At 64.2% G+C, this 14,343-nt stretch carries 16 protein-coding genes; 6 read left to right on the top strand and 10 right to left on the bottom strand.

Going from position 1 to position 14,343, the window contains the following annotated elements:
• Positions 1 to 16: 16 nt before the first annotated feature.
• The 7 genes from NP_RS07965 to NP_RS07935 form a co-directional block, all read right to left on the bottom strand.
• A complete protein-coding gene (locus tag NP_RS07965) occupies positions 17 to 358 on the bottom strand; it encodes a DUF7113 family protein (protein WP_011323320.1) in 342 nt (113 codons plus the stop codon).
• A gap of 41 nt (positions 359 to 399) precedes the next feature.
• Positions 400 to 2,487, bottom strand: a complete 2,088-nt coding sequence (locus NP_RS07960; protein ID WP_011323319.1) for a methyl-accepting chemotaxis protein — start codon at positions 2,485 to 2,487, stop codon at positions 400 to 402.
• Positions 2,488 to 2,703: 216 nt separating this feature from the next.
• On the bottom strand, positions 2,704 to 3,324 hold the full coding sequence (locus NP_RS07955) for a 30S ribosomal protein S3ae (protein ID WP_011323318.1): 621 nt from the start codon (positions 3,322 to 3,324) through the stop codon (positions 2,704 to 2,706).
• The gene (locus NP_RS07950) at positions 3,321 to 3,548 is read right to left on the bottom strand and encodes a KEOPS complex subunit Pcc1 (protein WP_011323317.1); all 228 of its coding nucleotides are present in this window, start codon (positions 3,546 to 3,548) and stop codon (positions 3,321 to 3,323) included. The genes NP_RS07955 and NP_RS07950 overlap by 4 nt, the downstream gene beginning before the upstream one ends.
• Entirely contained in the window at positions 3,545 to 4,618 is a 1,074-nt protein-coding gene (locus tag NP_RS07945) for a hypothetical protein (protein ID WP_011323316.1), read from the bottom strand. Before NP_RS07945 ends, NP_RS07950 begins: the two co-directional genes overlap by 4 nt.
• A 9-nt stretch (positions 4,619 to 4,627) precedes the next feature.
• A complete protein-coding gene (locus tag NP_RS07940; RefSeq protein WP_011323315.1) occupies positions 4,628 to 5,092 on the bottom strand; it encodes a 30S ribosomal protein S15 in 465 nt (154 codons plus the stop codon).
• A gap of 176 nt (positions 5,093 to 5,268) precedes the next feature.
• Entirely contained in the window at positions 5,269 to 6,273 is a 1,005-nt protein-coding gene (locus tag NP_RS07935; RefSeq protein WP_011323314.1) for a ribose 1,5-bisphosphate isomerase, read from the bottom strand.
• Between the two features lie 119 nt (positions 6,274 to 6,392).
• Here NP_RS07935 and deoC point away from each other — a divergent pair, with 119 nt between their 5' ends.
• Both deoC and NP_RS07925 read left to right on the top strand, forming a co-directional pair.
• Positions 6,393 to 7,040, top strand: coding sequence for a deoxyribose-phosphate aldolase (gene deoC / locus NP_RS07930; RefSeq protein ID WP_011323313.1), 648 nt, complete (start codon positions 6,393 to 6,395; stop codon positions 7,038 to 7,040).
• Between the two features lie 58 nt (positions 7,041 to 7,098).
• On the top strand, positions 7,099 to 8,343 hold the full coding sequence (locus tag NP_RS07925) for a tRNA (N(6)-L-threonylcarbamoyladenosine(37)-C(2))-methylthiotransferase (RefSeq protein ID WP_011323312.1): 1,245 nt from the start codon (positions 7,099 to 7,101) through the stop codon (positions 8,341 to 8,343).
• Here NP_RS07925 and NP_RS07920 read toward each other — a convergent pair.
• Together NP_RS07920 and NP_RS07915 are read right to left on the bottom strand one after the other, a co-directional pair.
• Complete coding sequence (locus tag NP_RS07920; RefSeq protein WP_011323311.1) at positions 8,319 to 9,290, bottom strand: cation diffusion facilitator family transporter; 972 nt, start codon at positions 9,288 to 9,290, stop codon at positions 8,319 to 8,321. The genes NP_RS07925 and NP_RS07920 overlap by 25 nt on opposite strands.
• 81 nt (positions 9,291 to 9,371) lie before the next feature.
• On the bottom strand, positions 9,372 to 9,911 hold the full coding sequence (locus tag NP_RS07915; RefSeq protein ID WP_011323310.1) for an HIT family protein: 540 nt from the start codon (positions 9,909 to 9,911) through the stop codon (positions 9,372 to 9,374).
• 260 nt (positions 9,912 to 10,171) lie between these two features.
• Here NP_RS07915 and NP_RS07910 point away from each other — a divergent pair, with 260 nt between their 5' ends.
• A complete protein-coding gene (locus NP_RS07910) occupies positions 10,172 to 10,375 on the top strand; it encodes a DUF7835 family putative zinc beta-ribbon protein (protein ID WP_049939577.1) in 204 nt (67 codons plus the stop codon).
• Positions 10,376 to 10,406: 31 nt separating this feature from the next.
• On the opposite strand, the gene map is transcribed toward NP_RS07910, so the two are convergent.
• On the bottom strand, positions 10,407 to 11,300 hold the full coding sequence (gene map, locus NP_RS07905; protein ID WP_011323308.1) for a type II methionyl aminopeptidase: 894 nt from the start codon (positions 11,298 to 11,300) through the stop codon (positions 10,407 to 10,409).
• Positions 11,301 to 11,412: 112 nt separating this feature from the next.
• Here map and NP_RS07900 point away from each other — a divergent pair, with 112 nt between their 5' ends.
• The 3 genes from NP_RS07900 to NP_RS07890 all read left to right on the top strand — a co-directional run bounded on the left by NP_RS07900 (position 11,413) and on the right by NP_RS07890 (position 14,326).
• Positions 11,413 to 12,228: a DUF63 family protein gene (locus NP_RS07900; protein ID WP_011323307.1), complete on the top strand. Its 816-nt coding sequence runs from the start codon at positions 11,413 to 11,415 to the stop codon at positions 12,226 to 12,228.
• Positions 12,229 to 12,429: 201 nt separating this feature from the next.
• The gene (locus NP_RS07895) at positions 12,430 to 13,317 is read left to right on the top strand and encodes a sulfurtransferase (RefSeq protein WP_011323306.1); all 888 of its coding nucleotides are present in this window, start codon (positions 12,430 to 12,432) and stop codon (positions 13,315 to 13,317) included.
• Between the two features lie 148 nt (positions 13,318 to 13,465).
• Positions 13,466 to 14,326 (top strand): carbohydrate kinase family protein, encoded by an 861-nt coding sequence (locus NP_RS07890; RefSeq protein ID WP_011323305.1) that lies wholly within the window; start codon positions 13,466 to 13,468, stop codon positions 14,324 to 14,326.
• The last annotated feature ends 17 nt before the right edge of the window (positions 14,327 to 14,343 follow it).

Below are 14,343 nucleotides of genomic sequence, written 5' to 3'. Positions count from 1 at the left end.
GCTGCCGGCTGCTAAATCACTCCGGTTGCGGCTCCGCTTCGATGACTTCGATATCGACCGTCGACCGGTCGACGCCGAGACGGGCAAACTGTGTCCGAACATGGTCGGCAGCGGCATCCAACGCTGCCTCGCGGTCGTCGAAACCCCGTGGCATCGGCGACTCAAAGGCTACCTGCAGCGTTCGGTCGCCGAGCGTCTGGGTTCGGCCGCCGCTTTCGACCTCATAGAAGGCGTCACAGACCCACACGTAGGGTGCGTTGTCGTCGGGCGCGCCGCTGAACGTCGGCGGCTCGTCGTCCGGCTCGTAGAGTGTTCCGGTCAGCGCAGTCCCGTGGGCCGAGCCGCGAACCTGAAGCATACGCGAACTACGAGCCCAACGAATAAAAGCCGTCCGCGCAGTCAGTCGTCGCTGTCCTCGGCGGTGGTTTCGTCGAAGCCGTCGCCGTCGTTTTCTGTGGCGTCCGTCGAGAGCCGTTCGACCCGCTCGGAGAGCGTTCCGACGGCCGCCTCCTGTGTTTCTGCTTCCTCGACGATGTCGTTTGTCTCCTGTTTGACCTCGTGGGCTTGCTCGCGGACCTCATCGACGGTGGCGGTCACCTCCTCGACAGTTGCGGCCTGCTCGTCGTTGGCCTCCGCGACTTCCTGGATGCCTTCGGCCGCGTCTTCGATGCTCTCTGAGAGTTCATCGAGCGCCGACAGCGACTCGTCGATCTCCTCGCGAACCTCGCGGATGTGGTCGTTGGTCCGTTCGACTTCCTCGACGGTCGTGTCGGTCTGTCCTTGCACCGTCTCGATGCGGTCGCGGATTTCGTCGGTGTACTGTTGGGTCTCGTTGGCCAGCGACTTCACCTCGTCGGCGACGACGCCGAACCCGTCGCCGTCGGCGTCGACGCGAGCGGCCTCGATGTTGGCGTTCAGCGCGAGGATGTTCGTCTGGTCGGCTACGTCGGCAATAATGTCGACGACCTCCCCGATTTCGGCCATATACTCGTCCAGTTCCGCAACCGAGTCGACGAGCTGTTCGCTCAGCTCGTTGACCTCGTCGGTGACTGCCTTGGCATCCTGCCCGGAATCGACGCCGCGTTCGGCGTTGTCGAGGGCGCTTTCGGCGGCCGTCGCGACCTCGTTGGAGCTTGCGGCGACTTCCTCCATCGTCGCCGAGAACGATTCGAGTTCGTTGCTCACCTCCTCGAGCGATTCAGTCTGGTCTTCGACCTGCCTATCGATGCTGTGTGCGCTGTCTGTCGCCCGTGCTATCGATTCGGCCAGCGCCTCCGTCTGGTCTTCGACTCTGATAACAAGCTGTTCGAAGTTCTCTGCCATCCCGTTTACCGCTTCGACGACATCCAGCAACTCGTCTTCGACGAGTTCGTCGTCACCGTCGAAGTCGGCCCGCGAAGAGAGTTCCCCGGTGCCGATGCTGTCGAGGGTATCGGTTACCTCGGTGACAAGTCCGTTGAGCTCCTTTTGTTCACGGACCGCCTCGGAGCGGTCCTCGACCAGTTCGATAACCGCCCGTAGCTCCCCGTCGTCGTCGAAGATGGGTGCTGCGAGGAAGTCGATGTGCGTCTCCTCGCCTTCTGTGTTTACCGAGACGCTCGTATCGCCGTAGACGATGTCATCGTTGCCGATGAAGCTGAAGGTGTCTTCGCGGCGCTCGACATCCCATTCCTCGTCGGCATTGCGCGGCGCGTCGACGACCTTGTCAGCAAGGGCGTGGTGACGGGAGTTGTCGGTGTAGGTCGCCGCCGCAAGCGTTTCCCGGCAGTCCCGTCCGAGGAACTCCCGGTGGTCCGCATCAAGCCCCAGAAGCCGGTTGATTGCGGTGTTGTACCCCAGCATCGTGTTCTCGTCGTCGATGAGAAAGACCCCGTATGGAATCGACTCGAAGAGGTCGTCCGCGGTCAACTCCTCGATGTAGTCGCTTTCGTCGAGCGGCTCGACGGTATCGCTGCCGTCGAACTCGTCAGCCCCGGCAGCCATGCCGGTCAACGACGCCCGCATCGCCGCTTTTAGGTCCTGCTTTGCTTCTTCAGGGTCGCCACCGTCTTGGACCGCCGCAAAGGCGTCGTCTATCAGGTCCTCGAAAAGCGGCGCATGCGAGGCGACATACGACGACGGGGCGATACCCTCGGCGGCCTGCTGTCTGGCCGAAGAAGCGATGCGGCGCATTCGCTCAGTGTCGTCAGCCTCGCCGACGACAGCGTTGAGGTCCCGAGCCTGCTGTGCAAGCAGCTTATCACCCACATCGGTGCCGTAGGCCGAACGGATATCGTCTCCCGATAGCGCTCGTTCCCCACCGTCGATAGCCCCTGTTTCGTCGGCCAACCTGGCAGCGTCGGCGTCGTCGTAGCCGACCGCTGTCCGCACTCGTTCCAGTCGCTCGCCCGGCGACTCGCTGTTTCCGCCGGCGTTTTCCGCTCTGTCTCCCCCAGTGTCGCTGCCATCAACGACACCCGCAAGCTGTGCGAAGATACCGGATACCATGGCTGTTGTAAGGTCGATTCTTCGTTACCGATATAATCCCTTCGGCAATATTGCCGGTTATAGGCGCCAAAAGATTAATATAAAAGGAAAGTTCGTGACGGTTGCCGAGCGCAGACGCAAAATTAAGGAGTTGCCTTCGGACAGCGCACCGAAACGTGGTGCCGACGAGGGCCGGACGGTCCGGCGCTTGCCGGTCGTTCGTTGCGGCGGCCTGTATCAGTCGTCGACGTCGACGCTGGCTTCCTCTTCGGCCGCGACCTCTTCGGGGCTGGCCTGCAGTCGAGTCTTCTGAATCTCGACGCGGCGCAGCGGGTAGATGGTCTTTGCCTCGTTGTAGATGGCCGACGAGAGCCGGCCCTCGACGATGCTGTCGATGAGGTCGGCGAAGGTGTTGTCGGCGGCGCTTTCCTCGACAAGGTCGACCATTGTACTGCGGATGGCCTGCTCTTGGCTGCGGTCGGCGGACTTCGTCGTGTAGGCGACCGGCTGGACCTGTACGCGGTAGTCGTCGGTCGTCAGCACGGTGACGAAGGCGTCGACCTTGGACGTTCCGCGGCGCGTGAGGCTCCGCAGGTAGTCGCGGGTGAGCTCGTGCTGGACGAAGTCGGTGTAGGCCGTGTCGCTGCCGACGTCCGAAATCTGGAAGGTCAGCTTCGTGTTGTTCTCGCTCGGGTCGTTCTGTAGTTCGCCGAGTGTGGTCTGAACCGTGCGGTCGTAGACCTGCTCGGGTTCGTCTGCGGGTGTTTCACCGAGTTCGGCCCGGTCGAATATCTCGGGGGCCATCACGGTGTACCATCGCTTCTCCTGTTTCTGCTTGGATACTGAACGTTCGCTCATGATTGGGTTGTCGTGTCGGTTGTCTGCTGTGCGACGATGAGGTTACACACGTAGTCGTCAGCCGTCGTTCGGAGGCCGCCGGTCGTCTCGCGCTCGATTGTGGTCTCGACCGTTCCGTCCTCGGCATGCGTCGATAGCTCGGCTGTGTTGTCAGCGGCGACTGCGGCCGCGACGACTTCGGGTCGGTCGTGGTCGGTCCGTATCGTCAGGCGACGCTGGGTCATAGTGCCTCCCGTATCGCGGCGGTGAAATCGGTTGCCGACGCGTCGAAGGTGGCCGTTCCGTGGCCGTTTCGTGCGGTCGACCGGCCGCCGAGAGCCGTCGTGGCCTCCCGGAGCGGCGACTCGACTGCGCCCTCGGCTGTGACCGCTGCAGCGCCGTCGGTGACGGCGACGACGGTCGGCTCCGGGCTCCGATAGTGGAACCAGAGCCGGGCGACAGTCCCGAGCGTGTCCGGGGCTGCGCCGTCGACGCGGACCACGGAGACGCCGTCATAGCGGCTCGACGAGGCCGAGCGAACGGCCTCGTGGGCGCGCTGGCCGTGGCTACGCCACGCTTCCAGCGCCGTCTCCTCGATGTCGTGGCCCAGCGCCAGCGCGATGCCACTTCCGGGGTGCTCTCTGGCGACCGCATCCAGCACGTCGGCGAAGCCGCCGAGTGTCTCGAAGCGGTCGACGGAGTGAGGATGCAGGAATCGCTGCACCGCGTTGGCGGCTCGTGGCGGCGCATCCTCCACGGCCGAAAGCGCGGCCAGCGAAGCCAGCGACCGACCGTCGGCGGTTTCGAGGTCAGCGACCGCGGCCGCTGCGGCCTCGCCGTCGCCAGAGAACCCGGCATGCAGGAGTGTCGAGCCTGCAAGCCCCTCGATGCTGTCGTCGGTCGGGATAGCGATTCCGGGTGCTCGTTCGAGGCCGGCCTGTTCGAGCAGCCACCCTTCGGGTTCGTAGCCGGCACAGTACGCGCCGGCGAGTGCGAGCGTAGCGTCGACGGCTTCCGCGGCGAGACTGCGGACGATTTCGGCGGCGGCGACCGCAAGCGGCGACTCGCTGACGGTTACGTCGCCGCCGTCGGTGCCGACGGCGACCGTACAGTCCGCGTCTGTCGCCGGTGGGTCCGGAACGGCCGCGAGGCTCACCTGATAGGGTACCTCGGCGGCGTCCAGTCCGCTGGCGAGCAGCCCTGCGGCTGCGAGGGCGTCGCCGTCGGCGGTCGCGACGAGCCGAACGAACTCGGCGTCACGGAGCGTCGCGGCGACGCGGTCGCGGGCTGGTTCCGGGTGGCCGGCGGCTGACATCGGCGTGTGTTACTCCAGTCGGTCCTTGGCGTCTTCGTAGCTGTACGTGAACTCCTCGTCGAGCTTGTCGCCGCGGTAGTAGTCGACGAGGCGTCGAATCTTCGATTCGGTGTTTTGGAGCGCCCGCTTGTTCTGGGCGTCGCCGGGGTTCCGGTCCATGTGCTCGCGGAGCCGGATGGCCCGCTCCATCAGGTTGCGGAGGTCTTCCGGCAGCTCGTTTTCGGCGTCGTTTTCCTCGAGAATCTCGGTGACCTTCTTGCCGGTCGCCAGCTTCACGTCAGGGACCGGAACACCCTGTACACCTTCGTCGCGGAGCTTGAGGCCGATCTGGCTCGGGTCGTAGCCTTCCTCGGCAAGCTCGACGACGCGGTCTTCGATTGCGTCTTCGTCTACTTCGCTCCACTCCGGCGGTTCGTCTGCCGTCGGGCGGTCCGAACCGGACGACCCGCGACGGCGGGAATGCATTCGTGCCATAGTTTGCTGTGCTGATTGGAACTGCACGGACCGCTGGTTGCGTAGACGGCGGCACGGCCACACGGGCCTCGCCGCCAGCACTACCGCAATCCCAAGCCGGCCAAGCGGCCGGCGAGTCGGATTTGCGGTCGTGCGGTTCCCGGGTGTACCTCAAGCGGTCGGACACAAAACCGTTTCTACTCGCCACCTGAAGCGGCGCTGGCCCCGGTCGCCCCGGTTCCGTCTGGGTCCGTCCACGGTTCGGAGACGCTGTCGCCGAACAGCTCTCGCATCAGTGTGACGATGCTCTCCGGCGGGAACTGGCCGTGTTCGGTGACGATGGCGTCAACGTGCCGCGGCGGTGTTACGTCGAAGGCCGGGTTGGCGACCTCAGCAGCGCCAATGTCCTCATGTGTCTCCTCGTCGAGGACCTCCCTGATATCCCGGCGCTCGATTGCCACGGCCGTCCCCGTCAACGTCTTCGGGTGGAGCTTGATGGATTGGGCGGCGACGACGACCGGAACCCCGCGGTCACGGGCCGACACGGCGAGGCCGGCGGTCCCGATTTTGTTGATGACACTGCCGTCGGCGGCGATGCTGTCGGCCCCGACGAGGACGTGGTCAACGTCGTCGAGGAAACTGTGGGCGGCGCTGTCGACGATGAGCGTCACCGGCACGCCGAGTTCGCGGAGTTCGCTGGCGGTGATGTGCCCCTGTTTCCGCGGACGGGTCTCCTTGACGACAGCCTCGATGTCGGCCCCCGACTCGACGGCCGCCTCGATACACGATAGGGCGTCCGACGAGTGGCAGTGGGTCATCACGACATCGCCGTCGCTAAACCGCCCAGCCCCTATCTGCCCGAGCCGGTCCTGTGCGTCATCGAGGTCGTCCCGGAATGCTGACACGCGCTGTTGGACGGTGGTCTGAAGCGTCTCGACATCGTCGCCGTCCATTCCGGACAGGACATACCGCAACGCGTTCGGCAGACTGACCGCCGTCGGCCGCGTCTCGTAGAGCCGTCGAGCAGCCGCGCGCATTGTCCGCCGGAACGCTTCCGGTGTCTCGCTTTCGGCTGTCGCAGCCTGCGTTCCTAGTGCAGCGGCAGCGGCATCGGCTATCGAAGCCGCTCCACGGACCTCCATCTCCGCGATACGGCGGGCAGTCTCCTCGACATCGGAATGGAGCTCCGGCGTCTCGTCCATGGGTGCCGTTCGCTCGGGGGGACAAAAAGACCCGCGGCGGTCGTTCCGTGACCGGGCGGGCGTCCTGTCTCCGGTGCCGGCTGCGTATTATTTAATTGAGGGCGTTGCGATAACACGGTATGGACCGCGATACGTTTGCCGCCCGCATCGACCACACCGTCCTCGGCCCGGAGACAGCGCCCGGGGATGTCGAGGCGGTGCTTGATGCCGCCGCGGAGTACGGGATGAACGCTTGCGTGCCGCCCTGCTACGTTGAGGCCGCTTCCGACTACGCCCCGGACGTGACACTCGTCTCCGTCTGTGGCTTCCCGCACGGCCAGCACGCCACGGAGACGAAAGCCACGGAAGCCGAAACGGTCTGGCAGGCCGGGGCTGACGAAATTGATGTCGTCATCAACGTCGGCCGACTGCGGGGCGGCGACACCGATGCCGTCCGTGCGGAGATAGAACAGGTCGTCGCCGCCGTCCCCGTGCCGGTAAAGGTCATCGTTGAGGCGCCACTGCTGTCGGCGTCCGAGCTTCGGACCGCCTGCGAACTCGCCGCAGACGCCGATGCGGCGTACCTCAAGACAGCGACGGGGTTCAATGGGGATGCGACTGTCGCGGCCGTCGAGACGATGGCCGAGTACCTCCCCGTCAAAGCCAGCGGTGGCATCGGCAGCTTTGAGGCGGCTGTCGAGATGTTCGATGCCGGCGCCGACCGCATCGGCGCCTCTGCGGGCGCTGCCATCGTCGACGGCTTCGACCCGGCGGCCTTCGAGACGTAGCGGCGAGCCGTCCGAAACGTCGCCCTTTTGCGTGCCGACCCATTACCGCGGATAACCGATGGCCACCTATCACATCGAGACGTACGGCTGTACGTCGAACCGGGGTGAGAGCCGCCAGATAGAGCGGAAGCTCCGCGACGCGGGCCACTACCGCGTCGACACCCCCGAGAAAGCCGATGTGGCCATTCTCAACACCTGCACGGTCGTCGAGAAGACCGAGCGAAACATGCTCCGGCGGGCCGAGGAACTCGAAGCCGAGACGGCTGACCTCATCGTCACCGGCTGTATGGCACTCGCCCAAGGCGACGAGTTCGGCGACATCGACGCACAGGTGCTCCACTGGGAAGACGTTCCGACGGCGGTCACAAACGGCGAATGTCCGACGACGACGCCCGACGCCGAGCCGGTGCTCGACGGTGTTGTCGGCATCCTCCCCATCGCTCGCGGCTGTATGAGCAACTGCTCGTACTGCATCACGAAATTCGCGACCGGCCGGGTCGACTCCCCGCCAGTTGCGGAAAACGTCGAGAAGGCTCGAGCGCTGGTTCACGCGGGGGCAAAGGAGCTCCGCATCACTGGTCAAGACACCGGCGTGTACGGCTGGGATACGGGCGAGCGGAAACTCCCCGAGCTGTTGGACCGCATCTGCGACATCGACGGCGAGTTCCGCGTCCGGCTCGGGATGGCAAACCCCGGCGGCGTCCACGGGATACACGAGGAACTGGCGGATGTCTTCGCCGAAAACGAGAAGCTCTACAACTTCATCCACGCCCCGGTGCAGTCCGGTAGCGACGATGTCCTCGAAGACATGCGCCGGCAGCACCGCGTCGAGAAGTTCAAAGACATCGTCGACGCCTTCGACGAGCGGCTCGACCATTGGACGCTGTCGACGGATTTCATCGTCGGCTTCCCGACAGAGGACGAGGCCGACCACGAGCTGTCGATGGAACTGCTTGCAGAGGTTCGTCCCGAGAAAATCAACGTCACTCGCTTTTCGAAGCGCCCAGGTACGGACGCTGCCGACATGAAGGGGCTCGGTGGAACGATAAAGAAGGAGCGCTCGAAGGCGATGACCGACCTGAAGATGGATATCTGTCGAGAGGTCTACGGCTCGATGGTCGGCGAGACACGCGAGGTGCTGGTTGTCGAGCAGGGGACCGGCGATTCGGTGAAATGCCGCGACGAAGCCTACCGGCAGGTTATCGTTACCGATGCCACAGAGCACGACATCGACCCGGGCGACATGCTAGATGTTACAATTACTGACAGCGAGACCGTCTACTGCTTCGGCGAGCCGGTCTGAGTCTCCGGCCCTCGCTGTTCGTTCACCGCCGCGTCTTTCCATTCTCCGATGCCGGCCGGGTCAAGATGGAGATGCACGTCACCGACTGACTCCAGCGACCGCAGCGCCGAGACCAGCTCCGTCTCGATGTCGTGGGCCTCAACGAGTGTTAGCTCGCCGTCGACTTCGACATGGGCTTCGACCTCGATGTCGGTCCCGTCGTAGAAGACCGCCACATCGTGGGCACCGTGGACGGCCGGATGGTCGGTAAGCGTCTCGACGACGCGCTGACGCTGCTGGTCCGACGGTGACGCACCGACGAGATACGAGACGTTCTCGCGGCTGATTTCGAACCCCTGGTAGACGACCAGAACGCTCACCAACCCGCCGGCGACGGCGTCGAAGAGCGGATAGCCGAAGAAAACGCCGATGACGCCACAGAGAGCCGCGATAGTGGTGTAGATATCGTTTCGACAGTCGATGGCCAGCGCTTCAAGCGCCGAGGAGCCGACCGACTCGTTGATGTGCGTCGTATACCAGTACAGTAGATACATATCCGCCATCGCAAAGAGCAACGCCCCGACGAGGAGCGGGTGGAACTGCACCTCCGGGCCGGCGACAAGCCCGGTTGCCGACTCATAAAAGAGGTTGAGCCCAAGGAGCACGATGAGACTCCCGACAAAGAGCGCCGCCAGCGGCTCAACCCGTTGGTGGCCGTGTGGGTGGTTTTCGTCCGGGTCGGTGTAGACGCTACGGCCCCACACCAACACAACAGCGCTAGCAACGAGGTCGGCCACTGAGTGAGCAGCGTCGGCAAGCAGCGCCACCGACCCGAACGCGAGGCCGACAGCACCCTCCACAAGAATCTTCACCGCGTTCCCCGCGACGTTGACGAGGCTGGCGCGGCTGAACCGCCGACGCGCGGTCTCGGTTTCCAACCCCGCCTCCTCGGCCGCGGTGGTTCGCATTGGCTGCTGTTGGAGGACTGTCCGGATAAGTGACAGGATTAGAGCGGTCGAACCGGTGGTTTCGGCGACGAAAACGCGCGATTAGATGTCGACAAAGACGGCACCGCTGTCGAGCGGTTCCGTATCGGGCTGGGCGGCGAACGCCTCCATGAGTTGCTCGTGGGTTTCTTCGACCGCCTGGACGATGACTTTCGTGTCCGAACAGACCGGCATGAAGTTCGTATCGCCGTGCCACCGCGGGACGAGATGGGTGTGGAGGTGGTCGTCGATGGACCCCCCTGACGCCTCGCCGAGGTTGAGTCCGGCGTTGATGCCGTCGGGTTCGAAGGCCGCATTGAGCGCTTCGATGGTGCGCTGCTTGAGCCGCGCGTGGTCGAACAGGACATCCGGCTCCAGTTCGGGATACTCCCCGACGTGCGGTCGTGGGATGACCATCGCGTGACCGGGGTTGTAGGGATAGTTGTTCAGCAGCACGAAGGCGTGTTCGGACTCGGCAACGACCAGCGACTCACTGGCGTCGTCACGCTCCGGAAGCACACAGAACGGGCACCCATCGATGGCCTCGTTTTTGTCCTCGCGTTCGACCCACTTGATGCGCCACGGCGCGAACACCTGGTCCATGGTGGATGATGAACCCCCTGATGGATGAAGCGCACGGATGTTCGCGCCTCCAGATGCCGAAGGTTGTATTTAAATATTTTGGCTGTTCAGCAGATGCTGGCTAGAATGAGAGTGCCTTAGATGCCTTGTTAAACGCTCTAGAACTATCTGGAACAATCTTCGCTCGCCGCCGCGAATCCCCCCGGATTTCGGTAAACGGTTGAACGGTCTGCAACCGAACTCCCGCTTTATCCCCCTCCCGTCGATAGCGTCGACCACGCATGGCAACCCGAATCGACGACGATGACGCTGGAATGACAGAACCGTGTGCGGACTGCGGCCGGGAGACGCCACACGACGTGAGCATTGAGCTCCGTACCGAGAGCGACCGGGCGGAAAACGCGCAGTTCTCCCGGGAGCCGTATCGCGTTACATCGTGTCGGCTCTGCGGCCGGGAGCGGTCGATTCGAATGAACAACGAGTAAGGCAGCCGACAGACGCGCCGTATCCGTGTCGCTAGCGCGGCCGCGTCGTCACTTCACAGCCGTCTTCGGTCACGAGCACCGTGTGCTCCTTTTGGCTGACAAGACAGCCGTCCTCTTCCTTGAGGACGGGATAGCCGTGGACGACGTTCTTTTGCTTGAGTCGCCGAAGCGCCATCTCGGCGCGGCTCGTCTCCAGCCATCGGCGGGCGAAGGGAAGCGTCTTGAACTCCTCGACAATCTGTTCGAGCGCCTGTCGTGCCCCGCGGTCGCGGACGCTCGCCTCCCGTTCGAGCGCGTAGATTTCTTCCGTGGCGCCCTCGCTCACTTTGCCGCCGCCGTCGGTTGCGAAGGGCTCGATAGCAACCACGTCGCCGACCTCCAGTTCGACGCCCTGCTGGACGCCGCGGTTCGGAATATTGGGTTCGGTGTGCTGCTCCCAGTGGCCGAGGCCGTGTCCCGAGAGGTTGACAACCGGGTTGTAGCCGTAGCCATCGATGACTGACTCGATCTCGGCGCCGATTTCGCCCGTGTGGACGCCCGGCTCGACGACGTCGATGGCCGCCTCAAGCGCTTCGGCGGAAGCCTCCGCCAGTTCGGCGTTTCCGGAGAGGTCGACGGTAACGGCGGTGTCGGCAAGCCAGCCGTCGACGTGGACGCCGATGTCGAGGTTCACCATCTCCTCGCCGAACTCGCTTTCGTCGTCGGGGGCTGGCGTTGCGTGGGCGGCCTCCTCGTCGATGCTGATGTTGACCGGAAAAGCCGGCTCGCCGCCGAGTTCGCGAATGCGCTCTTCGGCGTATTCGGCGACGTCGAGGTGGCTCACACCGACCTCGACCCGCTCGGCGGCTTCCTCGCGGACCTGTGCGAGAATCTCGCCGGCCTCACGGTGTTTCTCGAACTTCTCGTCGCTGAGGTCGACACTCATACGTCCGGATTCGACCGGTGCGGCAAAAGGGGTTGTGTTCGGCGCGTCCGGACAGGCGGCCGCGGAACCGCAATCGCAACGTTTTCCAACGACGACGACCCGGACACGGGTAGTGGTACTCCCATCGGATTTCGCATTGCCGGCGCTGCCGTACCTCGCCGCATTGGCGCTCGGAGGGGTGGTGGCGGTCGTGCTACTGTATCGGCGTCGGCCGCCGGTCACAGAGCGAACGGTGGCGGCGTTGGCACCGTGGATGGCTGCCGGGGGTACGCTGTATGCACTCTATCAGGCCGGCGCGGCCCCGGAGCCGCTCGCGCCACTCTTCAGCGCACCCGCAGTCTACGTCTCGGTCGGTGTCCTCGCCGGGGGTGTCTGGGCTGGCGTCGCCGATAGGGATGGGTCGACATGGTCGTTGACTGGGGCTGCCGGGCCGCTCGCGGCTTCCGGCAGTGTGCTGCTTGCTGCCGCACTCGTCGCGGCCGCGCTGGCGGAGACTCCGGACACGATGGGAACGAGCGCCGCCGGGTCAGCAGTGATTCTTGCTGCCTCGATTGCCGCAACCGCGGTCGCCTGGGTGCTCCTCAGTCGGACCGCCGAAGTGTCCGCAACCGGCGCTGTCGGCGTCCTTGCGGTCTTCGGTCACACACTCGACGGTATTTCAACGGCCGTCGGCTACGACCTGCTTGGCTTCGGCGAGCAGACGCCGCTGTCCAGGATAATCCTCGAAGCCGGTGCGGCGCTCCCCCCCGACATCGGCGGCGGCTGGCTGTTCGCGCTCGTGAAAATAGCGCTTGGGGGCGCCATCGTCGTGCTGTTTGAAAGCTACGTCCGCGAGGCGCCTGCCGAGGGGTATCTCGTCTTGGGTCTCGTTGCGGCCGTCGGCTTCGGTCCCGGATTCCACAATCTGGTGCTCTTTGCGCTGCTGTAGCCGCTCGCCTGTTTTTTCGACAGATATACCAGAAACGTATGCTCCTTTCAGGGACGGAACAGGAGACCCAGCTCCGTTCGGACAGGCCGTGTAGCCGGCCGCTTACGGGATAGCAGCCGGCCCTTCTGCCCCGTCATCGACGACTGCCAAACTCCCCGTTACGAGTACCGGTTTATATACCCCGACCATATGATGGGATGCATGACGGAACACGATTCACCGACGCTCGTTTCGGCCGACTGGGTAGAAGAGCACCTTGAGGACTTCCAATCTGACGACCCCGAGTATCGTCTTCTCGAAGTGAACAATCCGACGGTGACCGCCGACTCGGAGTACACCCCCTACGAGGAGGGCCACATCCCGGGTGCGATATTCTTCGACTGGGACGACGACCTCAGCGACGAGACGACCCGCGACATCCTCGACAAGGACGCCTTCGAGGAGCTAAACGCCGAGGCTGGTATCACCGAGGAATCGACTATCGTTCTCTACGGTGGCGGCCGCGTTCCCAACTGGTTTGCGCTGTTTGCCTACTGGCAGTACCGGTACTTCGGTCACGATGACGTCCGCATCATCGACGGTGGAAAGCCCTACTGGGTCGAAAACGACTATCCACTAACTGCCGACGAGCAGGCGTTCGCCGCCCAAGAATACGAAGCCTCCGGCCCCTACGAGAGCATTCGCGCCTACAAGAGCGACGTTGAGCAGGCCATCGACTCCGGCATTCCGCTCGTTGATGTCCGCTCGCCGGAGGAGTTCACCGGCGAAGTCATCGCTCCCGAAGGACTACAGGAGACTGCCCAGCGTGGCGGCCATATCCCCGGCGCAAAGAGCGTCCCCACCACGTCAGTGCTCGACGATGATGGAACGTTCAAAGGCCCGGACGAACTCCGTGAACTCTACGAGGATGTCGGCATCACCGAAGACCAGTCGGTCATCACCTACTGCCGTGTCGGCGAGCGGTCGTCCATCGAGTGGTACGTTCTCGCCGAACTGCTGGGCTTCGATGACGTCCAGAACTACGACGGCTCGTGGACCGAGTGGGGCAACACCATCCGTGCCCCCATCGAGACCGGCGACGCCGAATAAGCTGCCGCCGTCTACCGTGTCCATCACCGTCCGCTGACGACCGCCGTTTTTTTGGCGTCTTTCTTGGTCAGCCGACCGAGCACCGACTCGTAGCTACTGCTGTCTGCCCGACGAGCGTTTCTTATGTATCGCCGACGGAGCCGACGGCATGCGCGTCGTCTGTGCGGGCCATCTCAACTGGGACATCCGGCTTCGGGTCGACCGGCTGCCGGCCCCCGACAGCGAGGGGCGAATCAAAGACCGGACCGAATCGGGCGGTGGCAGTGCCGCTAACGTCGCCGTCGGGCTGTCGTCGCTCGGCTGTGCGCCGGCGATGCTTGGCAGCGTCGGCGACGACGACCGGGGCAATAGCGCTCGTGGGCGGCTCGAACGGGCGGACGTTCGACAGTACGTCCGGACTGTCGAGGATGCCGAAACGACAGCGAAGTATGTGTTCACAGACGACGACGGCGAGGTTGCGATGCTCGAAAGCGGGGGGGCAAACGAGGCGTTCGAGGCCGACGACCTCCCCTCCAAAGCACTTGTCGACGCCGACATGCTGCATCTGACCGGACAGGACCCACAGACTGCGGCCGAACTGGCAGAGCGGGCCGTCGACCACGACGTTCTGGTGAGCTTCGACCCCGGACGCCGCGTCGATAGCCGCGACTACAGCACAACACTCCGTCGGACTGACCTGCTCTTTGTCAACCGGCGGGAGGCCGCCGCCGTCGATATCGCGGTGCCGTGGCGAATCACCAAACTCGGCGGCGACGGAGCCGTCTGTGCCGGGCCAGAGGGTGCGGAGATATCCCACCCCGGATTCGACATCGAAACGGTTCGGGATACGACCGGTGCGGGCGATGCGTTCGCCGCGGGCTTTCTCGCAGCGTGGTTCGAGGATACTGACCCAGAGCGGGCGCTTTCGGTCGCCAACGCCGCCGGTGCGCTCGCGGCAGGCACTCGCGGTGTCGACATCGACCTCTCGTGGGACCGCATCAACGACCTCCGGAAAGACCAGCCCCGATAGCGCGGCATAAACGGTAT

Origin of the sequence: Natronomonas pharaonis DSM 2160 (assembly GCF_000026045.1) — an archaeon.
Lineage (GTDB): Archaea > Halobacteriota > Halobacteria > Halobacteriales > Haloarculaceae > Natronomonas > Natronomonas pharaonis.
The sequence above is the reverse complement of the archived record's forward strand: the minus strand, read 5'-3'. Positions and strand labels throughout refer to the sequence as shown.

What these genes read in the sequence shown, in the direction of transcription:
- NP_RS07965 (WP_011323320.1), bottom strand. Translation starts at nt 358, where the DNA reads ATGCTTCAGGTTCGCGGCTCGGCCCACGGGACTGCGCTGACCGGAACA.
- NP_RS07960 (WP_011323319.1), bottom strand. Translation starts at nt 2,487, where the DNA reads ATGGTATCCGGTATCTTCGCACAGCTTGCGGGTGTCGTTGATGGCAGC.
- NP_RS07955 (WP_011323318.1), bottom strand. Translation starts at nt 3,324, where the DNA reads ATGAGCGAACGTTCAGTATCCAAGCAGAAACAGGAGAAGCGATGGTAC.
- NP_RS07950 (WP_011323317.1), bottom strand. Translation starts at nt 3,548, where the DNA reads ATGACCCAGCGTCGCCTGACGATACGGACCGACCACGACCGACCCGAA.
- NP_RS07945 (WP_011323316.1), bottom strand. Translation starts at nt 4,618, where the DNA reads ATGTCAGCCGCCGGCCACCCGGAACCAGCCCGCGACCGCGTCGCCGCG.
- NP_RS07940 (WP_011323315.1), bottom strand. Translation starts at nt 5,092, where the DNA reads ATGGCACGAATGCATTCCCGCCGTCGCGGGTCGTCCGGTTCGGACCGC.
- NP_RS07935 (WP_011323314.1), bottom strand. Translation starts at nt 6,273, where the DNA reads ATGGACGAGACGCCGGAGCTCCATTCCGATGTCGAGGAGACTGCCCGC.
- deoC (WP_011323313.1), top strand. Translation starts at nt 6,393, where the DNA reads ATGGACCGCGATACGTTTGCCGCCCGCATCGACCACACCGTCCTCGGC.
- NP_RS07925 (WP_011323312.1), top strand. Translation starts at nt 7,099, where the DNA reads ATGGCCACCTATCACATCGAGACGTACGGCTGTACGTCGAACCGGGGT.
- NP_RS07920 (WP_011323311.1), bottom strand. Translation starts at nt 9,290, where the DNA reads ATGCGAACCACCGCGGCCGAGGAGGCGGGGTTGGAAACCGAGACCGCG.
- NP_RS07915 (WP_011323310.1), bottom strand. Translation starts at nt 9,911, where the DNA reads ATGGACCAGGTGTTCGCGCCGTGGCGCATCAAGTGGGTCGAACGCGAG.
- NP_RS07910 (WP_049939577.1), top strand. Translation starts at nt 10,172, where the DNA reads ATGGCAACCCGAATCGACGACGATGACGCTGGAATGACAGAACCGTGT.
- map (WP_011323308.1), bottom strand. Translation starts at nt 11,300, where the DNA reads ATGAGTGTCGACCTCAGCGACGAGAAGTTCGAGAAACACCGTGAGGCC.
- NP_RS07895 (WP_011323306.1), top strand. Translation starts at nt 12,430, where the DNA reads ATGACGGAACACGATTCACCGACGCTCGTTTCGGCCGACTGGGTAGAA.
- NP_RS07890 (WP_011323305.1), top strand. Translation starts at nt 13,466, where the DNA reads ATGCGCGTCGTCTGTGCGGGCCATCTCAACTGGGACATCCGGCTTCGG.